The sequence below is a fragment of the Stenotrophomonas sp. Steno-Z2 genome (assembly GCF_056393235.1).
In genome coordinates, this window is the sequence record NZ_JBWJOY010000010.1 from 1 (window position 1) to 24,491 (window position 24,491).

The following is a 24,491-nucleotide window of genomic DNA, read 5'->3' on the forward strand; positions in this document are numbered from 1 at the left end:
TTCAACCCGACACCCGAAGGCGTTTCGTCGAAGCGAGCCGCCTATTATGGCAGCCTTTTTGTTGCCGTCAACACCTCGTCGAGGGCGACTTCAACTTCCTTCTTTCCTTCGCTGCCAGCCGCAAGGCCGGCGGCGAAGGAGCGAAAGTATGCGGCCTCTTCACGGTTTTGTGAAGAGGCCGCGAAGGAAATCCGGAAGGCGGACGCCCTCCATCCAGTCGGCCATCCGTCTCACGCCTGCCGACAACTTATGGAGGCGACTTTCTATTAAAGACGGCTTCAGGCTGCGACCAGCAGCACACGCGCGAAGGTGCGCTTGCCCACCTGCAGCAGGCCTTCGAAGCCCGGCTGCAGAACGGTCTGCGCATCCTCGACGACATTGCCGTCCACCTTCACCGCGCGCTCCTTGAGCTTGCGCGAGGCCTCGGAGTTGCTCGGGGTGAGGCCCGCGGCGGTCAGCAGCGCGCCGATGCGCAGCCCCTCGGCCGGCACCGCCACTTCCTGCAGCGGCAGCTGGGTGATGTCGCCCTGCCCGGTCACCGCGGCATTCCAGCCGGCGATGGCCTGCTCGGCGGCGGCGGCATCGTGGAAGCGGGTGGTCAGTTCGCGCGCCAGGCGCAGTTTGATCTCGCGCGGATTGAGGGCGCCGGCCTCGACGTCGGCGCGCAACTGCTTCGCCTCGGCGATGGAGATGTCGAAGCTCAGCAGGTCGATCCAGCGCCACATCAGCGTGTCGTCGATCTTCATGGTCTTGGTGACGATGTCGATCGCCGGCTCGCTGATGCCGATGTAATTGCCCAGCGACTTGGACATCTTGTTGACGCCGTCCAGGCCTTCCAGCAGCGGCATGGTCAGCACGATCTGCGGCTTCTGCCCGTAGTGTTCCTGCAGGCCGCGCCCCATCAGCAGGTTGAACTTCTGGTCGGTGCCGCCGAGCTCGACGTCCGCTTCCAGCGCCACCGAGTCGTAGCCCTGCACCAGCGGGTAGAGGAATTCGTGGATGGCGATGGACTGCTGGGCGGCGTAACGCTTGGCGAAGTCGTCGCGTTCGAGCATGCGCGCCACCGTGTGCTGGCCGGCCAGGCGGATCATGTCGGCCGCCCCCATTTTGCCGAACCATTCGGAATTGAAGCGGACCTCGGTGCGTTCGCGGTCGAGCACCTTGAACACCTGCTCCTCGTAGGTGCGGGCGTTGGCCAGCACGTCCTCGCGCGAGAGCGGCTTGCGGGTGACGTTCTTGCCCGAGGGGTCGCCGATCATGCCGGTGAAGTCGCCGATCAGGAAGATCACCTGGTGCCCGAGGTCCTGGAACTGGCGCAGCTTGTTGAGCAGCACGGTGTGGCCCAGGTGCAGGTCCGGGGCGGTGGGGTCGAAGCCGGCCTTGACCCGCAGCGGACGACCGCTCTCCAGACGCTGGCGCAGTTCGTCCAGCTTGAGGATTTCGTCGGCACCGCGGCCGATCAGGGCAAGGGCTTCATCAATCGAGGACACGCTAGAACTCCCGGCTTCGCCGTCAGACATGGGGGTGTTAAGTGGAGGTTAACCGCCCAATTCATCAAAAAGCCATGCGGCTCAATGGTTTGACGCGGTATTGAAGGGTGACTATGTTACCCGCGTTTGGGCCCGCGATCCGGGCCGGCCAGAGAACCGAGCGATGTCCCAACCCGATCACGGCCAGGCGCGCAAACAGCGCTTCCAGGAAAGACTCCACGTCCTGCACGACACCGCCCTGCATCGGAAGCTCAAGCAACATCTCCCGGCCGCGTTCAACGAACGCTGGACGAGGCGCCACTGGATCCACGCCAGCCTGTTCGCGACCATCGGCGCCCTGGCGGCGACCATCGTGCCGGGCTTCTCCAATGCCATCGACATGCCGCTGCCGTCGGCGCATTCGACCCTGGCCCTGCCACTGCCGCCGCTCTCGCTCGCCCGGCGCAGCGAAACCCCCGGCGACAGCTGGCAGATCCTGCGGGTGGAACGCGGCCAGACGCTGAGCGACCTGTTCGAGATCGCCGGCGTGCCGGCGACGGTGATGCACCAGGTGCTGGACCACCCGGGCACCCGCGAAGCGCTGACCCGGCTCCGCCCGGGCGCCGAGGTCGCCTTCGACCTGCCGGTGAACGGCCAGCTGCGCACCATCCGTTTCGACCGCGATCCCAGCCACCGCGTCGAGCTGTCGCTGCAGGGCGACCAGATCCGCGAGAAGGTGCTCGAGCGCGTCACCACCACCCGCACCGTGGTCGCTAGCGGGGAAATCCGCAGTTCGCTCTACGCGTCGGCGCTCAAGGCCGGCCTGTCGCCCTCGGCCATCAATACGATGACCGACGAGATCTTCAAGTACGACATCGACTTCTCCAAGGACGTGCAGCCGGGCGACCGCTTCAGCGTGGTCATGGACGAGACCTGGCGCGAAGGCGAGCGCATCGACACCAGCAAGATCCTGGCGGCCACCTTCAGTACCGGCGGCAAGACCTACACCGGGTTCCGCTTCGAACGCGGCGGCAAGTTCGAGTACTTCGACCTCAACGGCCGGCCGCTGAAGAAGAGCTTCATCCGCATGCCGATCCCGTTCGCGCGGCTCAGCTCCACCTTCGGTTCGCGCCGCCATCCGATCCTCGGCACCATGCGCATGCACAAGGGCGTGGACTACGCCGCCGGCACCGGCACGCCGATCATGGCCGCCGGCGATGCCCGCGTGCAGTTCGCCGGCACCCAGCGTGGCTATGGCAACGTGGTGATCCTCGACCACGGCCGCGGTTACACCACCCTGTACGGCCACATGTCGCGCTTCGGCAACATCCGCACCGGCCAGCGCGTGAACCAAGGCACGGTGATCGGCTACGTCGGCTCCACCGGCATGGCCACCGGCCCGCACCTGCACTACGAATTCCGGGTCAATGGCCAGCACCGCAACCCGCTGTCGGTGACCATGCCGCCGCCGGAGCCGCTCAAGGGCGCCGAGCTGGCCGCCTTCCGCGCGCAGACCGCGCCGGCGATGGCGCGCATCCAGGGCATGGAAGAACTGATGTACGCCGATGCCGGCAAGGACAAGCCCGCCACCACCACGGCCAGCGCCGCGACGCCTGCCGCCAGGAACAAGCGCGGCTGACCGGCTGCCGGGCGCATTGACGAGCAGGGCAGGGAGCCTTGAAGCTTCCCTGCCCTTCTTCTTTCCGGCCTCCGCATGGCGTCCATCGATCCGCAGCTGCCCCTGTTCGTCGGCCTGATGTCCGGCACCAGCGCCGACGGCATCGACGCCGCGCTGGTGCAGTTCCCGGCCGAAGGCGGCTGCCGGTTCGTGCATGGCCATACCTTCGACTGGAAGGCGGAAACCCGCGCCGCGCTGGTCGCGCTGGGCCAGGGTGCCGAACCCGCATCGCTGGACGCGCTCGGGCAGCTCGATGCCGAGGCCGGCGTGGCGTTCGCCACGGCCGCCAACGCCCTGCTCGCGCAGGCCGGCATCGACCGCGCGCAGGTGCGGGCGATCGGCTCGCATGGGCAGACCATCCGCCACCGCCCCACGTCCAGCCCCGGCTTCACCTGGCAGATCGGCGATGCCAACCGCATCGCCGAACTGACCTGCATCACCACGGTGGCCGACTTCCGCCGCCGCGACGTGGCCGCCGGCGGGCACGGCGCGCCGCTGATGCCGGCGTTCCACCTGGCGATGCTGGGCAGCAGCGGCGAAGACCGGGCGGTACTCAACCTGGGCGGCATCGCCAACCTGAGCCTGCTCGCGCGCGACGGCAGCCTGCGCGGTTTCGACACCGGCCCGGCCAATGCGCTGCTCGATGGCTGGTGCCAGCGCCACCTCGGCACTGCGTTCGATGCCGGCGGTGCGTTCGCCGCCCGCGGCCGGGTGGACGAGGCACTGCTGGCGCGGCTGCTGGACGATGCCTGGTTCGCGCTGCCGCCGCCCAAGAGCACCGGGCGCGAGCAGTTCCACCTGGACTGGGTGGAAGCGCGGATCGGCGGTGCGTCGTTGGCCCCGGCCGACGTGCAGGCCACGCTGCTGGAGCTCACCGCGGCCACCGTGGCGGACGCGCTGCTGGCGCACCTGCCTGGGGTGAAGCGGATGCTGGTCTGCGGCGGCGGCGTGCGCAACCCGCTGTTGCTGCAGCGCATCGCCGCGCGCCTGCCCGGCGTGGAGGTGATCTCCAGCGCCGCGTACGGGCTCGACCCGGATTACATGGAAGCGATGGGCTTCGCCTGGCTGGCGCGCGAGACCCTGGCCGGGCGGCCGGGCAACCTGCCCAGCGTCAGCGGCGCACGCGGGCCGCGGATCCTCGGCGCGATATATCCGGCGTGAGAACGCTGGGGCGCGGCCCTCGCGGCCGCCCACCTGCACGTTGAGGCATCGGCGCGTCGCCCGGGCCGGCTTGCTGCTGTAGATGCCGGGCTCGCCCCGCATCTACGGACGCCAGGCAGACCGCGAGACCGAGGCGTCGGACGCATCGCGGGGACCTGGGCTTGGCGTGCGATCAACCGAATTCGGTTCCGGCCGGCAGCGCCTGCAGGGCATGGATGGCTTCGGACAGCACGTCCACTTCCGGGTGTTCGAAGCCATGGCTCATTTCGTGCTCGCCAGCAAACAGCCCCTGCTCGAGCAGCACCAGGCAGGTGTGCTCACGGGTCCAGCCGCGCGCCACGCCAAGGCGGCGGATGCGTTCAAGCAGCAGCGGGTCGACATCCCGCAAGATCACGTCGGCCATGACATCCCGCCAGCAGTCCGGCGGATCCCCCCGCCGGCATCATCGGCGAGGCGACGGCCGGATTCAACGGCTGGCGGACAGGAACTCCCGCAGTTCAGCCGGATGCAGCCGTCCTGCGCGCCTGCATCGCCGCCAGCGCCAGGCACAGCAGCAGCACCGGAATCGCCAGCAGCGCCGTGCCGATGAAGAACAGCGCATACCCCTCCAGCAGGGTGCGCCCCTGCGCCAGGTACTGCACGGTCATGCCCGAAAAGCCCTTCAACGCCTTGCCCGGCATCGCGTAGAACGAGCTGAGCAGCGCGTACTGGGTGGCGGTGTAGCCGATGCTGGTCAGGCTGGACATGTAGGCGATCAGCGCGGTGCCGGCGAAGCCGCTGGACAGGTTGTCCACCGCCATGGCGATGGCGAACTCCAGCTTGCCCGGGCCGACGTAGGCCATCCATGCGAACGCCAGGTTCGAGCAGGGGCCGAGGATGGCGCCGACCAGCAGCGCGGCCATCACGCCCCAGCGCACCGAAATCACGCCGGCCAGGGCGATGCCGAAGAAGGTCGCGACCAGGCCGACCGAACCGCGCACCGCGCCCACCGTGTCCTCGTCCAGGCCGAGATCGACATAGAACGGGTTGGCCATCGGCCCCATCACGAAGTCGGCCATGCGGTAGATGCTGATCGCCGCCAGGATCAGCAGCGCGCCGCTGCGGTACTCGCGGAAGAACATCACGAACGGGCCGATCACCGCATCGAACAGGCCACGCGGCGTCCACAGCCGGGCCGCCTGGTCCTGCACGGCGATCACCGCCCGCGCCGGTTCGCACGCCAGCACCACTGCCGCCACGCCCAGGCCCATCAGCGCCGCCATGATCTCGTAGGACACCTGCCAGCCCACGCGCGCGGCGATGATCAGGATCAGCGCATCGGTGACCAGCAGCGCGGTGCGGTAGCCCAATGCCGAGGAAGCGGTCAGCAGGCCGAGCTGCTCGCTGCTGCTGGCGCTTTCGATGCGCCAGGCGTCGATGACGATGTCCTGGGTGGCCGAGGCGAAGGCCACCACGGTGGCCAGCACGCCGAACACCAGCAGGTGCTCCATGGACAGGCCCAGCACCACCAGGCTGCCGCCCTTGGGCTGCACCAGCGCCATGCCCACCAGCGCCAGCCCGGCGAACAGCTGCGACAGCAGCATCCAGCCGCGGCGGCGCCCGAACATGCGCCCCAGCACCGGCACGTCGGTCTTGTCGACAATCGGCGCCCACAGGAACTTCATCGAGTACGCCAGGCCGACCCAGGACAGGAAGCCGATGGTGTCCAGCTCGATGCCTTCCTTGCGCATCCAGAAGCCGAGCGTGTTGCCGACCAGGTAGATCGGCAGCCCGGAGCTGAATCCCAGCAGCAGCATCGCCAGCACCTTGCGCTGGCGCAGGTTGCCCATCACCTCCCGCCAGCCCTGGCGGCGCTTCGCGGCGGCCTCGCTCACAGGTCGTAGTCCACGGTGAAGGGGGCGTGGTCGGAGAAGCGCTGGCCGGTGTAGATCGAGCAGCCGCGCAGGCGCTCGCGCAGGCCGGGGGTGACGAGCTGGTAGTCGATGCGCCAGCCGACGTTGTTGGCGCGGGCGGCGCCACGGTTGCTCCACCAGGTGTAGTCCTGCCCTTCCGGATGCAGCACGCGGTAGGCGTCCACCCAGCCGCGGCCGCCGGCCGGGTCGTGCTGCTCGGGCAGGTCGGCGCACAGGCCGTTGAGCCAGTCGCGCTCCTCGGGCAGGCAGCCGGAGTTCTTCTGGTTGGACTTCCAGTTCCTGATGTCCAGGGCGGTGCGCACGATGTTCCAGTCGCCACACAGCACGTAGTCGCGGCCGCTGGCCAGCCACTGCGCCAGGATCGGGCGCAGCCAGTCCATCACCTCGAACTTGAAGCCCTGGCGCAGCTCGCCCGACGAACCGGAGGGAATATAGAAGGACACCACGCTCAGGTTGCCGAAACGCGCCTCGATATAGCGGCCTTCGTCGTCGAACGGCGCCCAGCCCAGCTCGGTGCGCACTTCGTCCGGCTCGCGCCGGCTCCAGATCGCCACCCCGCTGTAGCCCTTCTTGGTGACGGCGTCGCGGTAGAAGCAGTGGTGGCCGTCCGGGCGGAACAGCGGGTCGGACAGCTGCGACTCCTGCGCCTTGGTCTCCTGGATGCACAGCACGTCGGCCTGCTGGCCGGCGAACCATTGGCTGAAACCCTTGGTGGTGGCCGAACGGATGCCGTTGGCATTGAAGCTGATGATGCGCATGGAGAACCGCTGACAGGGCCGGGACGGCACAGCATACCGCCCGCGCCAGCATTCCCCGAAGCCATGCTTTACCCTAGGCGGCTTCTATAGACGACAAGAAAGCGCACCAATGAGTGACCACCGTTCCCGCTTCCTGCAGCTGGCGCTGAACGCCGACGCCCTGCGTTTCGGCCAGTTCACCCTCAAGTCCGGCCGGGTAAGCCCCTATTTCTTCAACGCCGGCCGCTTCGACACCGGCCTGGCGCTGGCCCAGTTGGGCAACTGCTATGCCGACGCCGTCGAATCCTCCGGCATCGCCTTCGACCAGCTGTTCGGCCCGGCCTACAAGGGCATCCCGCTGGCCACCGCCATCGCCTGCGAGTTCTCGCACCGCGGCCGCAACCTGCCGCTGACCTTCAACCGCAAGGAAGCCAAGGACCACGGCGAGGGCGGCACCCTGATCGGCGCCGACATGGCCGGCAAGCGCATCCTGATCGTTGACGACGTGATCACCGCCGGCACCGCCATCCGCGAGGCGCTGGCCATCATCCGCGCGGCCAATGGCATCCCGGCGGGCATCGTGGTGGCACTGGACCGCCAGGAGATCGCCTCGGAAGACGACCCCCGTTCGGCCGCCCAGGCCGTGGCCGCCGAGACCGGCATCCCGGTGATCGCCGTGGCCAACCTCGCCGACCTGCTTGCATTCGCCTCCGGGAACCCGGAACTTGTCGGTTACCGCGAACCGTTGCTGGCCTACCGGGCCCGTTACGGAAGCAATCCAACGGGCTGACCGCAGGGGGCTGTCATGAGGCCGAATCCGTCCACCGCAGGCGCGGGCGTGCTGCTGGTGCTGGCTGCGCTGGCCATGCCGGCGCTGGCGCAGAACAAGTCGGCCGACGCCGGCAAGAAGCTGTACTGCTGGGACAACGCCCGCGGCGAACGGATCTGCTCGGACACCCTGCCGCCGGAAGCGGTCAACAGCGCGCGCCAGGAGTTCAACGCGCGCAGCGGCCTGCGCAGCGCCGAGGTGCAGCGCGCGCTCACCGCCGAAGAGCGCGCCGACGCCGAGCTCGCCGCCGCGCAGGCGCAGGTGGACGCGGCGGCGGCGGAAACCCGCCGGCGCACCGAGCAGGCCATGCTGTCCACCTACGGCAGCGAGGACGCGCTGCGCCGCGTGTTCAACGAACGCGCGGCCATCGTCGACAACAACATCAAGACCGCCATCTACAACGTGGCCAGCCTGCGCGAGGCGCTGGCCACCCAGCTGTCCGTCGCCGGCGACCGCGAACTGGCCGGGCAGAAGGTGAGCGACAAGCAGGCCGGGGACATCCGCCAGCGCCACACCGAACTGCTCGCCCAGTTGCGGCTGCAGGCGGCCTTCGAACAGCAGCGCAAGGCGCTGGACGTGGAGATCGCCGAAACCCTGGCCCGCTACCGCGTGCTCAAGGGCATCGCCGCGCCGGCCGATGCGGGGGGCGCGCCGGTTTCGCCGCCGGGCTGAACGGCGCAACGGCCACCGGGAACATCCAGCGGCCCGCGGGCCGCTTTTTGTTTCCGCCCTTCATGGCGGAAAGCCTGCGCGCCACAGGCAGCCGACGTCGAAAACCACCCTCGAAAACCGCTCCCGGCGGGTTCTCCTGCCGCACTCACTGCCGGTTCCGGGGGCAGGTAGCCGCACCCGCTGTTTTTTATGGCGTTTTTACGCCAGCGCCGGCCCTGCGGCATCGAACGTTTACGCCCCCCGGGAGGACGATACCGCTCCCGATCGGGGCGGCCGCCAAGGCGACACCGCCGTCCCGCCCTTCCACGCGGCGGCGGCCTGCGGGCAGCCGCCCGGACCCGAGGTTTCCCATGCCCGGCTGGCTTTCCCTGTTGTGCGGACTGGTGGCGCTGCTCGCCGCCGCCTACCTGCTGTACGCGGTCCTGCGCCCCGAGGCGTTCTGAGGAGCGCGCCATGACCGAAGCCCTTGTCATCCTGCTGGCCGGCATCGCCCTGGCCTGGCCGCTGGGCCTGTACCTGGCGCGGCTGATGCGCGGTACGCCGATGCGCATCGATCCGTTGTTCCGCTGGATCGAACAGCCGCTGTACCGGCTGCTGGGCGTGGACCCGGACCGCGCCATGTCCTGGCGCGGCTATGCCGGCGCCTTCCTGCTCAGCAACCTGGTGCTGGCCGTGCCCACGCTGGCCGTGTTCATGACCCAGGCCTGGCTGCCGCTCAACCCGGACCATGTTCCCAACCTGCGCTGGGACACCGCGCTGCATACGATGGTGTCGTTCCTGACCAACACCAACCAGCAGCATTACAGCGGCCAGGCGCAGCTGTCCTACCTGTCGCAGATGACCGCCATCACCGGCCTGCAGGTGGTCACGCCGATGATGGGCCTGGCGCTGGCGGTGGCCACGCTGCGGGCGCTGTTCGCCGGGGCGCGGGACACCGCCGACGCCGCGCGCGTCGGTGTCGGTGTCGGTGTCGGCGTCGGCAACTACTACGCCGACGTGGTGCGCCTGTGCCTGCGCTTCCTGCTGCCGCTGTGCCTGGCCTGGACGCTGCTGCTGACCTGGCAGGGCGTGCCTTCGACCCTGGCCGGCGGCCCGCAGGCCGTGCCGATCGATGCCGGTGCCGGCATGCAGGCGCAGAAGATCCCGCTGGGGCCGGTAGCGGCGATGGTCGCGACCAAGCAGCTCGGCGCCAACGGCGGCGGCTGGTACGGGCCCAACAGCAGCTTTCCGCTGGAAAACCCGACGCCGCTGTCCAACGCGCTGGAACTGGTCGGCATCGTGCTGGTCCCGATGGCGGTGGTCTTCATGATCGGCGCGTTCACCGGCCGGCGCCGGTTCGGCGCGCTGGTGTTCGGCTGCATGCTCGGCATGTCGCTGCTGTCCACCTTCGCCACGGTGTGGCTGGAAGGCCATGGCGCCAGCGCCGCCAGCCCGCTGCTGATGGAGGGCAAGGAAGTCCGCTTCGGCGCGGACGGCACCGCGCTGTGGGCCACGCTCACCACCCAGGTGCAGAACGGCTCGGTCAACGGCATGCAGGATTCGATGAGTCCGCTGGCCGGCATGGCGTCGCTGGTCAACATGCTGGTCGGCGCCATCTGGGGCGGCATCGGCTGCGGCCTGCAGCAGTTCCTGGTGTACCTGATGCTGGCGGTGTTCCTGGCCGGGCTGATGACCGGGCGTACCCCCGAGCTGTTCGGCCGCAAGCTGGAGACGCCGCAGGTACGCCTGCTCGCGGTGCTGGTGCTGCTGCAACCCATCACCCTGCTCGGCCTGAGCGCGCTGACGCTGGCCGTGCCCGGCCTGGCCGGCACCTCCAACCCCGGCTTCCACGGCATCACCCAGGTGTTCTACGAGTTCACCTCGGCCTATGCCAACAATGGCTCGGGATTCGAGGGCCTGGCCGACAACACCGTGTGGTGGAACCTGAGCTGCGCGCTGGTGCTGGCGCTGGGCCGCTACCCGGTCCTGCTGGTCCCGCTGGTCATCGCCGCGCAGCTGGCCGGCAAGCGCCAGGCGCCGCAGAGCGCCGGCAGCCTGCAGATCGAAACCCCGACCTTCGCCCTGACCCTGGTCTGCGTGATCGTCGTCCTCACCGTGCTGCAGTTCATGCCGGCCCTGGTCCTTGGCCCGGTGGCCGACCACCTGGGCCTGGCGCTGCAGGGAGCCTGACCGCCATGAATGCTTCCATGACCCCCCGTGTTTCACCGGCCGCCGCGCGCCGCCCCGCCCTGCTCGACGCCGCCGGCTGGCGGCGTGCGCTGCTGGAATCGGTACGCAAGCTTGCGCCGCCGCACCTGCTGCGCAACCCGGTGATGGCCATCGTCATGGCCGGCACCGTGCTGGCGCTGCTGCTTACCCTCGGCGGCAGCGCACCGCTGGGCTTCGGCCTGGCGGTCACCGCGATCCTGCTGTCGACGGTGCTGTTCGGCAATTTCGCCGAAGCCGTGGCCGAGGCGCGTGGCCGCGGCCAGGCCGCCTCGCTGCGGCGCGCACGCAGGGACCTGGTGGCGCGCCGCCTGGAGGCGCCGCGGATCGGCGCCGCCGAAAGCACGGTCGCGGCCGCCGAACTGCGTCCGGGCGACCACGTGATCGTGGCCGCCGGCGAATTCGTGCCGGCCGACGGCGAGATCGTGCAGGGCCTGGCCACCATCAACGAGGCGGCCGTCACCGGCGAGTCGGCACCGGTGCTGCGCGAGGCCGGTACCGACCGCTCCGGCGTGATCGGCGGCACCAAGGTGCTGTCCGACCAGATCGTGGTGCGCGTCACCGCCGAGCCGGGCCACAGCTTCCTGGACCGCATGATCGCGCTGGTGGAAGGCGCCAGCCGGCAGAAGACGCCGAACGAGATCGCGCTGAACCTGCTGCTGGCGGCGATGTCGCTGACCTTCCTGGTGGTGGTGGCGACGCTGCCGGCGATCGCCGGTGCCGTGGGCGTGTACCTGGATCCGCTGCTGCTGATCGCGCTGCTGGTGTGCCTGATCCCGACCACCATCGGCGGGCTGCTGCCGGCCATCGGCATCGCCGGCATGAACCGCGCGTTGCAGGCCAACGTGCTGGCCAAGTCCGGCAAGGCCGTGGAGGTGGCCGGCGACGTGGACGTGCTGCTGCTCGACAAGACCGGCACCATCACCCATGGCGACCGCCAGGCGGCGGCCTTCCATGCGCTGGCCGGCATCAGCGGCGACCAGCTGCGCGAGGCGGCGCTGCTGTCCTCGCTGGCCGACCCGACCCCGGAAGGCAGATCCATCGTGCGGCTGGCGCGCGAGCAGGGCTGCGCCACCGCTGAACCGGAGACGGCCGACTACCTCGCCTTCTCCGCGCAGACCCGCATGTCCGGCGTGGACCTGGCCGGCGGCCGCAGCATCCGCAAGGGCGCGGCCGATGCGATCACCGCGCATGTCCTGGCGCTGGGCGGCAACGTGCCCAACGAGCTGCAGGCGCGCGTGGACCAGGTCGCGCGCAGCGGCGCCACGCCGCTGGTGGTGTGCGAAGGCCGGCACGTGCTGGGCGTGGTCGAGCTGGCCGACGTGGTCAAGCACGGCATGCGCGAGAAGTTCGCGCAGTTGCGGTCGATGGGCATCCGCACGGTGATGATCACCGGCGACAACCCATTGACCGCCGCGGCCATCGCCGCCGAAGCCGGCGTGGACGACTACATCGCCCAGGCCCGGCCCGAGGACAAGCTGGCGCGCATCCGCAGCGAGCAGGCCGGCGGGCGGCTGGTGGCGATGGTCGGCGACGGCACCAACGACGCCCCCGCGCTGGCCCAGGCCGACATCGGCCTGGCGATGAACTCCGGCACGCAGGCGGCCAAGGAGGCCGGCAACATGGTCGACCTGGATTCGGATCCGGCCAAACTGCTGGCGGTGGTGGAAGTGGGCAAGCAGCAGCTGATCACCCGCGGCGCGCTGACCACCTTTTCGCTGGCCAACGATGTCTCCAAGTATTTCGCGATCCTGCCGGCGCTGTTCGCCGCAGCCATCCCGTCGATGGCCACGCTGGACGTGATGCGGCTGTCCAGCCCGCGCAACGCGGTGCTGGCGGCGCTGATCTTCAACGCGCTGGTGATCCCGGCCCTGATCCCGCTGGCGCTGCGCGGCGTGCGCTTCCGTCCAGCCACCGCCACCGCCCTGCTGCGCCGGAACATGCTGGTGTACGGCGTCGGCGGCGTGCTGCTGCCCTTCGCGGCCATCAAGGCCATCGACCTGCTTCTTGCCATGGTGTCCGGCGCATGAAATCCACGACCTCCCCTTCCCTCTGGCGCCCGGCCATCGGGCTGTCGCTGTTCGGCCTGGTCGGCGCCGGGCTGGCCTACGCCATCGTCGCGACCGGCATCGCCGCCGCCCTGTTCCCGGTACAGGCCGAAGGCAGCCTGGTCCGCGACGCCGACGGCACGGTGCGCGGTTCGCTGCTGCTGGCCCAGCCCTTCACCGGCGACGGCTATTTCCAGGCGCGGCCATCGGCCGCCGGTTACGACCCGATGGCCGCCGCCGGCAGCAACCTGGCGCGCAGCAATCGGCAACTGGCCCGGCGCGTGGACGAGGCCACGGCCGCCGTGGCCGCACGCGAACGGGTCGCGCCGGCGCAGGTACCGGGCGAGCTGGTGACCACGTCGGCCAGCGGGCTCGACCCGGAACTCCCGCCGGCGGCGGCGCGGCTGCAGGTGGCCCGCGTGGCGCGGGCGCGTGGCTGGCCGCCGCAGCGCGTGCAGGCGCTGCTGGACAGCCACCTGCAGGAACGCCAATGGGGCGTGTTCGGGCAGCCGCGGGTCAACGTGGTCGCGCTGAACCGCGCCCTGGATGCCGCCGCGCATGCGCCTTGATGCCGCACATGCCGGCCGCGGCGCACAATCGCGGCCATGAACGATTCCCGCAGCCGCCAGGCCGACGCGCTGGCCGAAAGCCTGCAACGCGAAGCCGGCGGCAAGCTGACGGTGTTCCTCGGCGCCGCGCCGGGCGTCGGCAAGACCTTCGCCATGCTCACCCGCGCGCAGGAGCAGTTGCGCCGCGGCGTGGACGTGGTGGCGGCCGTGGTGGAAACGCACGGCCGCGACGACACCGCCGCGCTGTTGCGCGGGCTGCCGGCGACCGCGCTGTGCCAGGTCGACTACCGCGGCCACCACCTGCAGGAGATGGACCTGGACGCGGTGCTGGCGCGGCGCCCGGCGCTGGTCCTGGTCGACGAACTGGCCCACCGCAACGCGCCCGGCAGCCGCCATGAGCGGCGCTGGCAGGACGTGATGGAACTGCTCGATGCCGGCATCGACGTGTGGACGACCCTCAACATCCAGCACCTGGAAAGCCTCAACGACGTGGTGATGCGCATCACCGGCGTGCGCGTGGGCGAGACCGTGCCGGACGTGGTGTTCGACCGCCTGCACGACATCGTGCTGGTCGACCTGCCGCCCCGCGAGCTGATCGAGCGCCTGCGCCAGGGCAAGGTGTACGTGCCCGAACAGGCGGCGCAGGCCCTGCAGGCGTTTTTCTCGCCGGCCAACCTCACCGCGCTGCGCGAGCTGGCGATGCAGGAGGCCGCCGACCGCGTCGACAGCAGCCTGCGCGAGGCCCGCGCGGCGCGCGGCGAAGGCAACCTGCCGCTGCGGCGGCGCGTGCTGGTCGCCATCGACGGCGGCGGCCAGAGCGAATACCTGGTGCGCGTGGCGCGGCGCATCGCCGAACGCCGCGATGCGCCATGGACGGTGGTGACGGTCCAGCACCGCCGCCACGACGAGGCCACCCGCCGCGAGATCGACGCCGCGTTTGCGCTGGCGCGCCGGCTGGGCGGCGACGCCGAACTGCTGCATGGGCCGGGCATCGCCGACGCGCTGCTGGATTACGCCGCGCACAACGCCGTTTCCACCCTGGTGCTGGGCCGCACGCGCGAACGCCCGCTGGCGCGGCTGTTCAACCAGACCCTGACCCAGCAGTTGATCCAGCGCGGCGCGCACTATGAGATCACCATCATCAGCACGCCGCAGGCGCGGGCCAGCGCGCGCCGGGCGCGGTTGTCGCTGGACCCGGGAAACTGGGGCCGGGACGCGGGGCTGGCGCTGCTGGCCACCGCCGTGGCCTGCGCGGCGGCATGGCTGGGCGAGCGCTGGATCGGCCTGAGCGACCTGGCGATGGTGTTCATCGTCGCGGTGGTGCTGGTGGCCGCGCGCACGCGCATGGGCGCGGCGGTGCTGGCGGCCACGTTGTGTTTCCTGGCCTACAACTTCTTCTTCATCGCACCGCGCTTCACCTTCGCCATCAACGCGCGCCAGGGCGTGATCACCGTCTTCCTGTTCCTGGCCGCGGCGCTGGTGGCCGGGCGGCTGGCGTCGCGGCTGCGCATGCAGGTGGTGGCGCTGCGCGCGGCCAACCGCCACGCCAACGTGCGCCAGGCGCTGGGCCGGCGACTGGCCAGCGCGGTCGACAACGCGCAGGTGGCGCATGCCGGCCGGGTCGCGCTGGAGCAGGCGCTCGATGCGCCGGCCTGGGTACGGGTGGCGCACGACACCAGCACCGGCGGCAGCGCGGCGCCGGGCGATACCGACCTGGCCGCGGCCGACTGGGCGCTGCGCCACGGGCAGGCGGCCGGCCGCTTCACCGATACGCTGGCCGGCGCCGACTGGTGGTTCCTGCCGCTGCTGGACGGCGAAGGGCATGGCATCGGCGTGGCCGGCCTGCGCTTCGACCGCCAGTACCCACGGCTGGCGCCGGAGCAGCGGCAACTGGCCGAGGCCATGGCCGACGACATCGCCCAGGCGGCGCTGCGCACGCGGCTGGTCGCCGACCTGGAAACCGCGCACCTGCACAACGAGACCGAGCGCCTGCGCTCGGCCCTGCTGTCGTCGGTATCGCACGACCTGCGTTCGCCGCTGGCGGCGATGATCGGTTCGGCCGGCAGCCTGTCTAGCTATGCCGACGCCATGGACGCCGGCGACCGCCGCGCCCTGCTCGATACCATCGTGGTCGAAGGCGAACGCCTGGACCGCTACATCCAGAACCTGCTGGACATGACCCGGCTCGGCCACGACGGGCTCAAGCTGAGCCGCGACTGGATCGGCGTGGACGAGCTGATCGGTTCGGCGGCGCGGCGCCTGCAGCGCTACCAGCCGGAAACGGTGTTGAAGCTGGACATCCCGCACGACCTGCCGCCGATCTGGGTGCACCCGGCGCTGGTCGAGCAGGCGGTGTTCAACGTGATGGAAAACGCGGCCAGGTTCTCGCCGCCGGGCGTGGCGGTGGAAGTGCGCGCGCGCCTGCACGACGGCGAACTGTGCATCGAGGTGATCGACGAGGGACCGGGCATTCCCGATGCCGAGCGCACCCGCATCTTCGACATGTTCTACAGCGTGGAGCGCGGCGACCGCGGCCGCCAGGGCACCGGCCTGGGCCTGGCCATCTGCCAGGGCATGATCGGCGCGCACGGCGGCCACGTCGAAGCGCTGCCCGGCCGCGACGGACGCGGTACGCTGGTGCGCATGAGCCTGCCCCTGCTCCAGCCCCATCCGGAGAGCCCGCGCGACGATGGCTGATGCGCCCGCCATTCCGCCGGCGCGCGTGCTGGTGATCGACGACGAGGTGCAGATCCGCCGCTTCCTCGACATCTCGCTGCGCGCGCAGGGCTACGCCACCGGCCAGGCCGCCAGCGGCGGCGAGGGGCTGCGCAGGCTGGCCGAGGAAGGCGCCGACCTGGTGATCCTGGACATCGGCCTGCCCGACATGGAGGGCCACCAGGTGCTGGCCGAGCTGCGCCAGTGGAGCCAGATACCGGTGATCATGCTCAGCGTGCGCGCCGGCGAGGCGGAGAAGGTACGGGCGCTGGACAACGGCGCCAACGACTACGTCACCAAGCCGTTCGGCACCCAGGAACTGATGGCGCGCGTGCGCGCCCTGCTGCGCAGCCGCAGCGCCGATGGCGAAGGCCAGGTGCCGCTGTTCGACGACGGCCACCTGCGCATCGACCTGGCGCGCCGCGAGGTGCGCGTGGATGGTGCGGCGGTGGCGCTGACCCGCAAGGAGTACGCGCTGCTGGCGCTGTTGCTGCGCAACGCCGGGCGCGTGGTCACTCAGCCGCAGATCCTGCAGGAGGTCTGGGGCCCGAGCCATCGCCACGACACGCACTACCTGCGCATCCTGGTCGGCCGGCTGCGGCACAAGCTGGGCGACTCGGCGCTGGACTCGCGCTATCTGTTCACCGAACCCGGCGTCGGCCTGCGCTTCCACGCCACGTAGCGCCGGTCCGCGCGGCGGGGAAGCCGCGCCCCATCAAGGCGGAAGGCCGCCCGCGCATCGCACGGACGGCCTTCCACGGTGCGGTCATCGCCGCTGTCAGAAGCCCGGTTCGGTACCCACCGGCAGCACCTGCCGCAGCTGGTCGCGGAACAGGCCCTTGATCCTCTCCAGCGCGGCTTCGTCGTCCGCCTCGAAGCGCAGCACCAGCACCGGCGTGGTGTTGGACGCGCGCACCAGGCCCCAGCCGTCGGGGAAGTCGGCGCGCAGGCCGTCGATGGTGGAGATGCGGGCGCCGGCGAACGGCGAATCCTCGGCCTGCGCCGCGGCCACCACCAGCGCCACCTGCGCGTGCTGGGTGCCCTCGGCCACCGCCACCTTCAGCTCCGGCGTGGAGACCGCGTCGGGCAGTTCGTCGAACACTTCGGACGGGTCTTCCTCGCGCTGGGCCAGGATCTCCAGCAGGCGCGCGGCCGCGTACAGGCCGTCGTCGAAGCCGTACCAGCGTTCCTTGAAGAAGAAGTGGCCGCTCATCTCGCCGGCCAGTTCGGCGTCGGTCTCGCGCATGCGCGCCTTGATCAGCGAATGCCCGGTCTTCCACATCATCGGGCTGCCGCCGTTGCGCAGGATGTAGTCCGAGAGCCTGCCGGTGCACTTGACGTCGTAGATCACCATCGCGCCGGGGTTGCGCGCCAGCACGTCGGCGGCGAACAGCATCAGCAGGCGGTCGGCGAACACGATCCGGCCCTGCTTCGTCACCACGCCAAGGCGGTCGCCGTCGCCGTCGAAGGCGATGCCGAGGTCGGCGTCGAAACGCTGGACCATCTGCACCAGGTCCTCGAGGTTGTGCGGCTCGCTCGGGTCCGGGTGGTGGTTGGGGAACTGCCCGTCCACCTCGCAGTACAGCGGGATCACCTCGGCGCCGATGGCTTCCAGCAGCTGCGGCGCGACCGCGCCCGCCACGCCGTTGCCGGCATCGGCCACCACCTTGAGCGGGCGGTCCAGCTGCACGTCGTCGGCGATGCGCTGCACGTAGTCGGCGATGACCTCGCGCTGCTGCAGGCCGCCCGGCGCATCGGCGCGCTGCAGGCGGCCTTCGGCGATGCGCCGGTACAGGTCGGTGATGGCCTCGCCGGACAGCGTTTCGCCGCCGATGACGATCTTGAAGCCGTTGTAGTCCGGCGGGTTGTGGCTGCCGGTCACCGCCACGCAGCTGCCCGCGCGCAGGTGGTAGGCGGCGAAATACACCACCGGCGTCGGCGCCATGCCGATGTCGATGACGTCGCAGCCGGCGCGGCGCAGGCCGTCGACCAGCCCGGCCGCCAGCTCGGGGCCGGACAGGCGGCCGTCGCGGCCCACCACCACCTCGCGCAGGCCCTGCGCCTGCATCTGGCTGCCGATGGCCTGGCCGATCAGCGCAGCCACGGCCGGGGTCAGCTCGCTGCCCACCACGCCACGGATGTCGTAGGCGCGGAAAATGCCGGGCGCCACCGCGGCGATGTCCACCGCCGGCGCCGCCGGCTCGTCGCCGGCCTCGCGCCCGCGCGCGCTGGCCGCCACCGGCAGCGGTTCCTGCGCCAGCGCCTCGCTCAGGGTGACGCCATCGTCGGCGGCCGGCGCTTCGCCGCCGCGGCGCAGCGCCGGCAGGCGCAGGCGCTTGCGGCCGACCAGCAGCAGCACCGCCGTCGCCAGCATCAGCAGCGCGACGGTGGCGCTGGCCACCGTGCCCAGGCCCAGCGGGCCTTCGGAGGTATCGGGCAGTTCCGCCACCACGCGCAGGCCGGTGTCGGCCACGGGCCGCGCCAGCGCGTCGGCACCGTTGCCCAGCGCGGCGTTGCCGCGGCGCAGAACGGTGAAATTGCCCTGGCGCAGGCCAAGGAAGGCGGCATCGGGCGACTCCAGCGCATCGAACACCGCGCTCAGCCGGGTCAGCGGCTGCCGTACGTAGGCGACCGCCGGCCGGTCCTGCAACCGCACCGGCGCGGCCAGGCCCAGGCGCGGCCCGTTGCCGTCGCGCACCACGCGCGCGACCGGCCTGCCTTCGCTCATCGCCAGCTCCAGCAGCGCCAGCCGCGAATAGCCGAACGCGGCCGGGTCGGCGTAGGCGTCGGACAAGGCGCCGTCATGCACCTGCGCGTCGTCCACGCCGCTCCATTTCTCGCGCAGCGCCGATGCCGCGGCGGTGGCGTCGCCCTGGCCCAGGGCGGCCTTGACCGGTTCCAGCTCGAGCTGGCGGGAAAACTGCGCGGTCTGCGCGGTGATGGCCTTGTGCAGCTCGTCCACCCCCCGGTCGCGCGCCTGCTCCAGGCGGGCGCCGGTGCCGGCCTGCTGCCACTGCGCGAAGGCGCTCCAGCCGAACCAGCCGGCCAGCAGCACCGCCAGCAACGGTGTCGAACGGCCGAACGCCGGGCGCCGGCTTTCGTTCCCTTGGCTCATCGTGCGTTTCCCCTGTCAGCGCACTCCGGTGTGGCCGAATCCACCCGTTCCACGCGCACTGTCGACGAAAGTATCCACCACCTGCAAGCTCACGCGGGCGATGGGCAGGACAACCAGCTGGGCGATGCGGTCGCCCGGTTCGATGGTGAACGGCTCGCGGCCGCGGTTCCACACGCTGATCAGCAGCGGCCCCTGGTAATCGGCGTCGATCAGGCCGGTGCCGTTGCCCAGCACGATGCCGTGGCGGTGGCCCAGCCCGGAGCGCGGCAGCACCACCGCGCACAGGCCGGGGTCGGCGACATGGATGGCGATGCCGCTGGGCAGCAGCGCCGCATCGCCGGGTTCCAGCGTCATCGGCGCCTCGATCGCCGCGCGCAGGTCCATGCCGGCGCTGGCCTCGGTGGCATAGGCCGGCAGCGGCCAGACATCGCCGAAACGCGGGTCCAGCAGCTTCACCTGCAGCGGCTGCAGGGCGGTGTCCGTCTTCATGCGTCCAGTCTCTCCGCGATCAGGTCCAGCAGTTGTTCGGCCAGCTGCGTCTTGGCGGTGCCGGGGAACACGCGGTGGCCGTCGTTCCAGTAGGCGGTGGCCGCGTTCTGGTCGCTCTCGAAACCGCCGCCGGCGATGCCGACCTGGTTGGCGATGATCAGGTCCAGGTGCTTGTCGGCGAGCTTGCCGCGCGCGTACTTCTCCACGTCGTGGGTCTCGGCGGCGAAGCCGACCACCAGCTTCAGCATCTGCTCCTGCGCGGCCACCTCGGCCAGGATGTCCGGGGTGCGCACCAGTTCCAGGGTCAGGGTCTGGCTGCCGGCGGTCTTCTTCAGCTTCTGCTGCGCCACCTGGCGCGGCGTGTAGTCGGCCACCGCGGCGGCGCCGATGTAGATGTCGGCCGGCAGCGCGGCCAGCACCGCCTCGCGCATCTGCGCGGCCGAGCGCACGTCCACCCGCTGCACGCCGGGCGGCGTCGGCAGCTGCACCGGTCCGCTGACCAGCACCACCTGCGCGCCGCGGCGCGCCGCGGCCGCCGCCAGCGAATAGCCCATCTTGCCGCTGGAGCGGTTGCCGACGTAACGCACCGGGTCCAGGTCCTCATAGGTGGGGCCGGCGCTGATCAGCACGCGCATGCCCTGCAGCCGGCCGGGCGCGGCCGGCGCGCCGGGAGCGGCATTGCCGGCCAGCGCGGCGACGATGGCCTCCGGCTCGCTCAGCCGGCCGGGGCCGGATTCGCCCTCGGCCAGCGGGCCGTCCTCCGGCCCGACCACCTGCGCGCCGCGCTCGCGCAGCAACGCGATGTTGGCCTGGGTGGCCGGGTGCAGCCACATGCGGTGGTTCATCGCCGGGCACACGGTCAGCGGCGCGGTCGTGGCCAGGCACAGCGTGCTGACCAGGTCGTCGGCATGGCCGTGCGCCAGCCGCGCCAGCAGGTCGGCGGTGGCCGGCGCGATGACGACACGGTCGGCCCAGCGCGCCAGTTCGATATGGCCCATGGCCTGTTCGGCGGCGCTGTCCCACAGCGTGGTGCGGACCGGCTGGCCGGACAGGGCCTGGAAACTCAGCGGCGTGACGAACTGCTGGGCGCCATCGGTCATCGCCACCTGCACGCTGGCGCCGGCGTCGCGCAGACGGCGCACCAGTTCCAGCGATTTATAGGCGGCGATGCCGCCGCCGACGCACAGCAGCAGCTTCTGTCCGTCCAGCGGCCGGGACGGCGCATGGACACTGTGGGGAAGGCCGGTCACTTGGGAAATCCTAGCTGCACAAGAATCTTTAGCTTACCCGAAGGGTTGGTGACGACTTATTACCTTGCGCACTGTGCGCGGTCACCCTGTGGCCATGCACATCCGCCACTGGCCCCGCTCCGAACGCCCCCGCGAAAAGCTGCTGGCACGTGGTGCCCGCGGTCTTTCCGACGCGGAGTTGCTGGCGATCTTCCTGGGCTCGGGCCTGCGCGGCCACGATGCGATACGGACCGCCCGCGAGATGCTGCACGCACACGGCTCGCTGCGGCAGCTGATGGACCTCGGCCCACGCGAGCTGATGCGGGTGCCGGGGCTGGGCCTGGCCCGCGCCTGCCGGCTGGCCGCAGCGCTGGAACTGGGCCAGCGCCACCTGGCCGCCGACCTGGAACGGGGCACCCCCCTGACCGACCCGGACTCGGCCGGCCGCTATTTCGTCCAGCGGCTGCGGCCCCAGCCCCACGAGGTCTTCGCCGCCCTGTTCCTGGACACCCGGCACCGGGCGCTGGCCTTCGAGGAACTGTTCCACGGCACCATCGACAGCACCGAGGTCTACCCGCGCGAACTGGTGCGCAGGGGGCTGGCCCACAATGCCGCGGCGGTCATCGTGGGCCACAACCACCCTTCGGGCAGCGCCGAGCCCTCGGCGGCCGACCGCGCCGTCACGCTGCGCCTGCGCGATGCGCTGTCCCTGGTGCAGATCCGGCTGCTGGACCATTTCGTCATCGGCGACGGCCTGCCGGTGTCCCTGGCGGCCCGTGGCTGGATGTAGCGGCAGTGCGGCCCGCCTACCCCGGCCGGTCCCTGTCGCGAAGCAGCGGGCTGGGCCGGTGCCGGAGCGCGCCATGGCAGCAGGCGCAGGCCCGCCGACGCGCGCCCGCTTCGCCAGAGCGGCCCGCAGGCCGGTCCTGCACCCCGCGTTGACGTCGCTGACCGGCGCGCCGGCCCTGGAAGCAGCCACCCCGCCGGTCGGGTAAAATGCGCAGTTCCGCGCTCCAAGCAGACAGTCACGTGAAATCCCTACTCCGCGCCCTGATAGGCCAAGGCATCGAAGCCTTGCGCGCCAATGGCACCCTGCCTGCCGACACCCTGCCGCCGGATTTCGTGGTCGAACGGCCCAAGACCCGCGACCATGGCGACTTCGCCACCAACGCCGCGATGCTGCTGGCCAAGGCCGCGCGCAGCAATCCGCGCGCCGTGGCGCAGGCGCTGGTCGCGGCACTGCCGCCCAGCGACGACGTCGCCAGCGTCGAGATCGCCGGCCCGGGCTTCATCAACTTCAAGCTGGCGCCGGTGGCCTTCCAGCGCGAGGTGGCCAGCGTGCTGCGCGAAGGCGCCGACTACGGCCGCAACCTGGGCGGCAACGGCCGCAGCGTCGGCGTGGAATACGTCTCGGCCAACCCGACCGGCCCGCTGCATGTCGGCCACGGCCGCGCCGGCGCCATCGGCGACTGCATCGCCCGCGTGCTGGAAGCCAACGGCTGGAACGCCAAGCGCGAGTTCTACTACAACGACGCCGGCGTGCAGATCGAAAACCTGGCCCGCTCGGTGCAGGCCCGCGCGCGCGGCTTCAAGCCGGGCGACGAGCAGTGGCCCGCCGAGGCCTACAACGGCGAATACATCGCCGACGTCGCCAAGGCCTACCTGCTCGGCCAGACCGTCGAACTGGAAGGCAGCCAGGTGGTCGGTGCCGGCGATGCCGAGGACATCGAGGCCATCCGCCGCTTCGCCGTGGCCTACCTGCGCAACGAGCAGAACCAGGACCTGGCCGCGTTCGGCGTGGATTTCGACATCTACTTCCTGGAAAGCTCGCTGTACAAGGACGGCAAGGTCGCCGAGGCGGTGGACCAGCTGGTCGCCTCCGGCCACACCTACGAGGAAGGCGGCGCGCTGTGGCTGCGCTCGACCGATTTCGGTGACGACAAGGACCGCGTGATGCGCAAGTCCGACGGCACCTACACCTACTTCCTGCCGGACGTCGCCTACCACCTGAGCAAGTGGCAGCGCGGCTACGAACGCGCCATCACCGAACTGGGCGCCGACCACCACGGCTCGCTGGCGCGCGTGCGCGCCGGCCTGCAGGCGCTGGGCGTGGGCATTCCGCAGGGCTGGCCGGAATACGTGCTGCACCAGATGGTGACGGTGATGCGCGGCGGCGAGGAAGTGAAGCTGTCCAAGCGCGCCGGCAGCTACCTGACCCTGCGCGACCTGATCGACGAAGTCGGCAGCGATGCCGTGCGCTGGTTCCTGATCGCGCGCAAGCCCGATTCGCAGCTGACCTTCGACATCGACCTGGCCCGCCAGCAGAGCAACGACAACCCGGTGTTCTACGTGCAGTACGCGCATGCCCGCGTCTGCTCGCTGCTGCGCCAGGCGCAGGAAAAGGGCCTGGATTACGACCAGGCGCAGGGCCTGGCCGCACTGGCGCAGCTGGACGACGCCGCTTCGCTGGAGCTGATGAACGAAATCTCGCGTTACCCGGAAGTGGTCGAAGCCGCCGGCGCGTCGCTGGAACCGCACCTGGTCGCGCAGTACCTGCGTGAATTGGCGCACGCCTTCCACACGTGGTATCACGGGACGCCGGTGCTGGTGGACGATGCCGCCACCCGCAACGCCCGGCTCGCCCTCGCCGGCGCGGCGCGGCAGACGCTCGCCAACGGCCTGGGCCTGTTGGGCGTGAGCGCACCGGAAAAGATGTAAGCAAGGAGACGTTGCAGAAATGGCAGCACGACGCGGCAAGAGCCAGGCCAGGCGCAACAGCGGCAACGGAACGCCCGGCTGGGTATGGCTGGTCGCCGGCGCGGCGATCGCGGCCGTGGTGTTCCTGGCCGCCCCGAACCTGTTCAAGAAGGAGGGCGACGGCTTCCTGCGCGTAGGCCCGCAGCCCAACCCGGACGCGCAGCCGGCGCCGGTCGCCGATGCCGACCTCGATGCCGGCGCGGACCTGCCGCGCCCGGCCGCGCGCGAAGTTGCGCAACCGGCGGAAAAGCCGGCGCCGACCCAGTACGACTTCTACACCCTGCTGCCGGGCAAGGAAGTGCAGATGTCCGACGCCGAACTGGCCGCCAGCGCCCGCGCCGAGGAACAGCGCCGCGCCCAGGCCGCGCGTGCGGCGCAGACCAGCGAAGCCCAGCGCGCGCAGGCCGCCCTGGAAGGGCGCCCGGTTCCGGCCGCCGCCGCGCCGCTGCCCGCGCCGATCAGCGAGGCGCCGCGCCAGGCGGTGGCCGGCGAAAGCGCGCCCGCACGCACGGCTCCGGCCACCACGGCGCCCGCGGCCGCAGCGGACAGCGCGCCGAAGCGGCCGGAAGCGGCGGCACCGGCGACCGCCGCCACCAGCGACAACGTCCGCTACATCCTCCAGGCCGGCGCCTTCGGCGCCTCCGGCGATGCCGAGGCGACCAAGGCCAAGCTGGCGATGATGGGCCTGGCCGCGCGCGTCGAATCGGCGCAGATCAACGGCAACACCGTCTACCGCGTGCGCATGGGCCCCTACGGCACCGCCAGCGAACTGGCCGAGGCCAAGGCCAAGCTCAACGGCAGCGGCCTGCAGGCCATGGCGATCAAGGCGCAGTAACACCGCTTTGGCGGTGTTACCCCAAGGTTTGCGCGGCAAACCTTGGGCCCCATGCCCGTTTTTTCCACAA

General features: G+C 70.9%; 20 protein-coding genes. 13 read left to right on the forward strand and 7 right to left on the reverse strand.

Annotated elements, in window-relative coordinates; all coding sequences use genetic code 11:
- Window positions 1-278: 278 nt before the first annotated feature.
- Window positions 279-1,490, reverse strand: coding sequence for a tyrosine--tRNA ligase (gene tyrS / locus AC06FP_RS15390; protein ID WP_456117839.1), 1,212 nt, complete (start codon window positions 1,488-1,490; stop codon window positions 279-281).
- A 163-nt stretch (window positions 1,491-1,653) separates the two neighbouring features.
- On the opposite strand from tyrS, the gene AC06FP_RS15395 reads away from it, so the two are divergent.
- Window positions 1,654-3,108, forward strand: a complete 1,455-nt coding sequence (locus tag AC06FP_RS15395; RefSeq protein WP_478076125.1) for a peptidoglycan DD-metalloendopeptidase family protein — start codon at window positions 1,654-1,656, stop codon at window positions 3,106-3,108.
- Between the two features lie 75 nt (window positions 3,109-3,183).
- Entirely contained in the window at window positions 3,184-4,308 is a 1,125-nt protein-coding gene (locus tag AC06FP_RS15400; RefSeq protein ID WP_478076126.1) for an anhydro-N-acetylmuramic acid kinase, read from the forward strand.
- A gap of 172 nt (window positions 4,309-4,480) precedes the next feature.
- Here the strand turns inward: AC06FP_RS15400 and AC06FP_RS15405 are convergent, their stop codons facing one another.
- The 3 genes from AC06FP_RS15405 to AC06FP_RS15415 form a co-directional block, all read right to left on the reverse strand.
- Window positions 4,481-4,711 (reverse strand): hypothetical protein, encoded by a 231-nt coding sequence (locus AC06FP_RS15405; protein WP_478076127.1) that lies wholly within the window; start codon window positions 4,709-4,711, stop codon window positions 4,481-4,483.
- A gap of 94 nt (window positions 4,712-4,805) precedes the next feature.
- Window positions 4,806-6,137, reverse strand: a complete 1,332-nt coding sequence (locus tag AC06FP_RS15410) for an AmpG family muropeptide MFS transporter (protein WP_478076195.1) — start codon at window positions 6,135-6,137, stop codon at window positions 4,806-4,808.
- A gap of 41 nt (window positions 6,138-6,178) precedes the next feature.
- Window positions 6,179-6,979 (reverse strand): exodeoxyribonuclease III, encoded by an 801-nt coding sequence (locus AC06FP_RS15415; RefSeq protein ID WP_478076128.1) that lies wholly within the window; start codon window positions 6,977-6,979, stop codon window positions 6,179-6,181.
- 109 nt (window positions 6,980-7,088) lie between these two features.
- On the opposite strand from AC06FP_RS15415, the gene pyrE reads away from it, so the two are divergent.
- From pyrE to AC06FP_RS15455, 8 genes are all read left to right on the forward strand, one after another.
- The gene (pyrE, locus tag AC06FP_RS15420; RefSeq protein WP_456117833.1) at window positions 7,089-7,748 is read left to right on the forward strand and encodes an orotate phosphoribosyltransferase; all 660 of its coding nucleotides are present in this window, start codon (window positions 7,089-7,091) and stop codon (window positions 7,746-7,748) included.
- Window positions 7,749-7,763: 15 nt separating this feature from the next.
- Window positions 7,764-8,459: a hypothetical protein gene (locus tag AC06FP_RS15425; RefSeq protein WP_478076129.1), complete on the forward strand. Its 696-nt coding sequence runs from the start codon at window positions 7,764-7,766 to the stop codon at window positions 8,457-8,459.
- 350 nt (window positions 8,460-8,809) lie between these two features.
- Window positions 8,810-8,902, forward strand: a complete 93-nt coding sequence (locus AC06FP_RS15430) for a potassium-transporting ATPase subunit F (RefSeq protein ID WP_456117832.1) — start codon at window positions 8,810-8,812, stop codon at window positions 8,900-8,902.
- 10 nt (window positions 8,903-8,912) lie between these two features.
- Window positions 8,913-10,628 carry a potassium-transporting ATPase subunit KdpA gene (kdpA, locus tag AC06FP_RS15435; RefSeq protein WP_478076130.1) on the forward strand — a complete coding sequence of 572 codons (1,716 nt, stop codon included), beginning with the start codon at window positions 8,913-8,915 and terminating at the stop codon, window positions 10,626-10,628.
- A 17-nt stretch (window positions 10,629-10,645) separates the two neighbouring features.
- Complete coding sequence (gene kdpB, locus AC06FP_RS15440) at window positions 10,646-12,694, forward strand: potassium-transporting ATPase subunit KdpB (protein ID WP_478076131.1); 2,049 nt, start codon at window positions 10,646-10,648, stop codon at window positions 12,692-12,694.
- Window positions 12,691-13,281, forward strand: coding sequence for a potassium-transporting ATPase subunit KdpC (kdpC, locus tag AC06FP_RS15445; RefSeq protein WP_478076132.1), 591 nt, complete (start codon window positions 12,691-12,693; stop codon window positions 13,279-13,281). The genes kdpB and kdpC overlap by 4 nt, the downstream gene beginning before the upstream one ends.
- A gap of 36 nt (window positions 13,282-13,317) precedes the next feature.
- Complete coding sequence (locus AC06FP_RS15450) at window positions 13,318-15,978, forward strand: ATP-binding protein (protein WP_478076133.1); 2,661 nt, start codon at window positions 13,318-13,320, stop codon at window positions 15,976-15,978.
- A complete protein-coding gene (locus AC06FP_RS15455) occupies window positions 15,971-16,678 on the forward strand; it encodes a response regulator transcription factor (RefSeq protein ID WP_478076134.1) in 708 nt (235 codons plus the stop codon). Before AC06FP_RS15450 ends, AC06FP_RS15455 begins: the two co-directional genes overlap by 8 nt.
- Window positions 16,679-16,774: 96 nt before the next feature.
- Here AC06FP_RS15455 and AC06FP_RS15460 read toward each other — a convergent pair whose 3' ends face one another.
- From AC06FP_RS15460 to coaBC, 3 genes are read right to left on the reverse strand one after another with little or no spacing between them, the layout of a single operon-like run.
- Window positions 16,775-19,111, reverse strand: a complete 2,337-nt coding sequence (locus AC06FP_RS15460; RefSeq protein ID WP_478076135.1) for a phosphomannomutase/phosphoglucomutase — start codon at window positions 19,109-19,111, stop codon at window positions 16,775-16,777.
- 15 nt (window positions 19,112-19,126) lie between these two features.
- Window positions 19,127-19,600: a dUTP diphosphatase gene (gene dut / locus AC06FP_RS15465; protein ID WP_456117826.1), complete on the reverse strand. Its 474-nt coding sequence runs from the start codon at window positions 19,598-19,600 to the stop codon at window positions 19,127-19,129.
- Window positions 19,597-20,850: a bifunctional phosphopantothenoylcysteine decarboxylase/phosphopantothenate--cysteine ligase CoaBC gene (coaBC, locus tag AC06FP_RS15470; protein ID WP_456117825.1), complete on the reverse strand. Its 1,254-nt coding sequence runs from the start codon at window positions 20,848-20,850 to the stop codon at window positions 19,597-19,599. Before coaBC ends, dut begins: the two co-directional genes overlap by 4 nt.
- 94 nt (window positions 20,851-20,944) lie before the next feature.
- On the opposite strand from coaBC, the gene radC reads away from it, so the two are divergent.
- The 3 genes from radC to AC06FP_RS15485 all read left to right on the forward strand — a co-directional run bounded on the left by radC (window position 20,945) and on the right by AC06FP_RS15485 (window position 24,421).
- The gene (gene radC, locus AC06FP_RS15475; RefSeq protein ID WP_456117824.1) at window positions 20,945-21,619 is read left to right on the forward strand and encodes a RadC family protein; all 675 of its coding nucleotides are present in this window, start codon (window positions 20,945-20,947) and stop codon (window positions 21,617-21,619) included.
- A gap of 239 nt (window positions 21,620-21,858) precedes the next feature.
- Complete coding sequence (argS, locus tag AC06FP_RS15480; protein ID WP_456117823.1) at window positions 21,859-23,547, forward strand: arginine--tRNA ligase; 1,689 nt, start codon at window positions 21,859-21,861, stop codon at window positions 23,545-23,547.
- A 19-nt stretch (window positions 23,548-23,566) separates the two neighbouring features.
- Window positions 23,567-24,421 carry an SPOR domain-containing protein gene (locus tag AC06FP_RS15485; RefSeq protein WP_478076136.1) on the forward strand — a complete coding sequence of 285 codons (855 nt, stop codon included), beginning with the start codon at window positions 23,567-23,569 and terminating at the stop codon, window positions 24,419-24,421.
- The last annotated feature ends 70 nt before the right edge of the window (window positions 24,422-24,491 follow it).

What these genes read in the sequence shown, in the direction of transcription:
- AC06FP_RS15450 (WP_478076133.1), top strand. Translation starts at nt 13,318, where the DNA reads ATGAACGATTCCCGCAGCCGCCAGGCCGACGCGCTGGCCGAAAGCCTG.
- AC06FP_RS15430 (WP_456117832.1), top strand. Translation starts at nt 8,810, where the DNA reads ATGCCCGGCTGGCTTTCCCTGTTGTGCGGACTGGTGGCGCTGCTCGCC.
- AC06FP_RS15415 (WP_478076128.1), bottom strand. Translation starts at nt 6,979, where the DNA reads ATGCGCATCATCAGCTTCAATGCCAACGGCATCCGTTCGGCCACCACC.
- radC (WP_456117824.1), top strand. Translation starts at nt 20,945, where the DNA reads ATGCACATCCGCCACTGGCCCCGCTCCGAACGCCCCCGCGAAAAGCTG.
- AC06FP_RS15395 (WP_478076125.1), top strand. Translation starts at nt 1,654, where the DNA reads ATGTCCCAACCCGATCACGGCCAGGCGCGCAAACAGCGCTTCCAGGAA.
- AC06FP_RS15410 (WP_478076195.1), bottom strand. Translation starts at nt 6,137, where the DNA reads ATGGGCAACCTGCGCCAGCGCAAGGTGCTGGCGATGCTGCTGCTGGGA.
- AC06FP_RS15425 (WP_478076129.1), top strand. Translation starts at nt 7,764, where the DNA reads ATGAGGCCGAATCCGTCCACCGCAGGCGCGGGCGTGCTGCTGGTGCTG.
- AC06FP_RS15485 (WP_478076136.1), top strand. Translation starts at nt 23,567, where the DNA reads ATGGCAGCACGACGCGGCAAGAGCCAGGCCAGGCGCAACAGCGGCAAC.
- AC06FP_RS15460 (WP_478076135.1), bottom strand. Translation starts at nt 19,111, where the DNA reads ATGAGCCAAGGGAACGAAAGCCGGCGCCCGGCGTTCGGCCGTTCGACA.
- AC06FP_RS15455 (WP_478076134.1), top strand. Translation starts at nt 15,971, where the DNA reads ATGGCTGATGCGCCCGCCATTCCGCCGGCGCGCGTGCTGGTGATCGAC.
- kdpA (WP_478076130.1), top strand. Translation starts at nt 8,913, where the DNA reads ATGACCGAAGCCCTTGTCATCCTGCTGGCCGGCATCGCCCTGGCCTGG.
- AC06FP_RS15400 (WP_478076126.1), top strand. Translation starts at nt 3,184, where the DNA reads ATGGCGTCCATCGATCCGCAGCTGCCCCTGTTCGTCGGCCTGATGTCC.
- AC06FP_RS15405 (WP_478076127.1), bottom strand. Translation starts at nt 4,711, where the DNA reads ATGGCCGACGTGATCTTGCGGGATGTCGACCCGCTGCTGCTTGAACGC.
- kdpB (WP_478076131.1), top strand. Translation starts at nt 10,646, where the DNA reads ATGACCCCCCGTGTTTCACCGGCCGCCGCGCGCCGCCCCGCCCTGCTC.
- kdpC (WP_478076132.1), top strand. Translation starts at nt 12,691, where the DNA reads ATGAAATCCACGACCTCCCCTTCCCTCTGGCGCCCGGCCATCGGGCTG.
- dut (WP_456117826.1), bottom strand. Translation starts at nt 19,600, where the DNA reads ATGAAGACGGACACCGCCCTGCAGCCGCTGCAGGTGAAGCTGCTGGAC.
- pyrE (WP_456117833.1), top strand. Translation starts at nt 7,089, where the DNA reads ATGAGTGACCACCGTTCCCGCTTCCTGCAGCTGGCGCTGAACGCCGAC.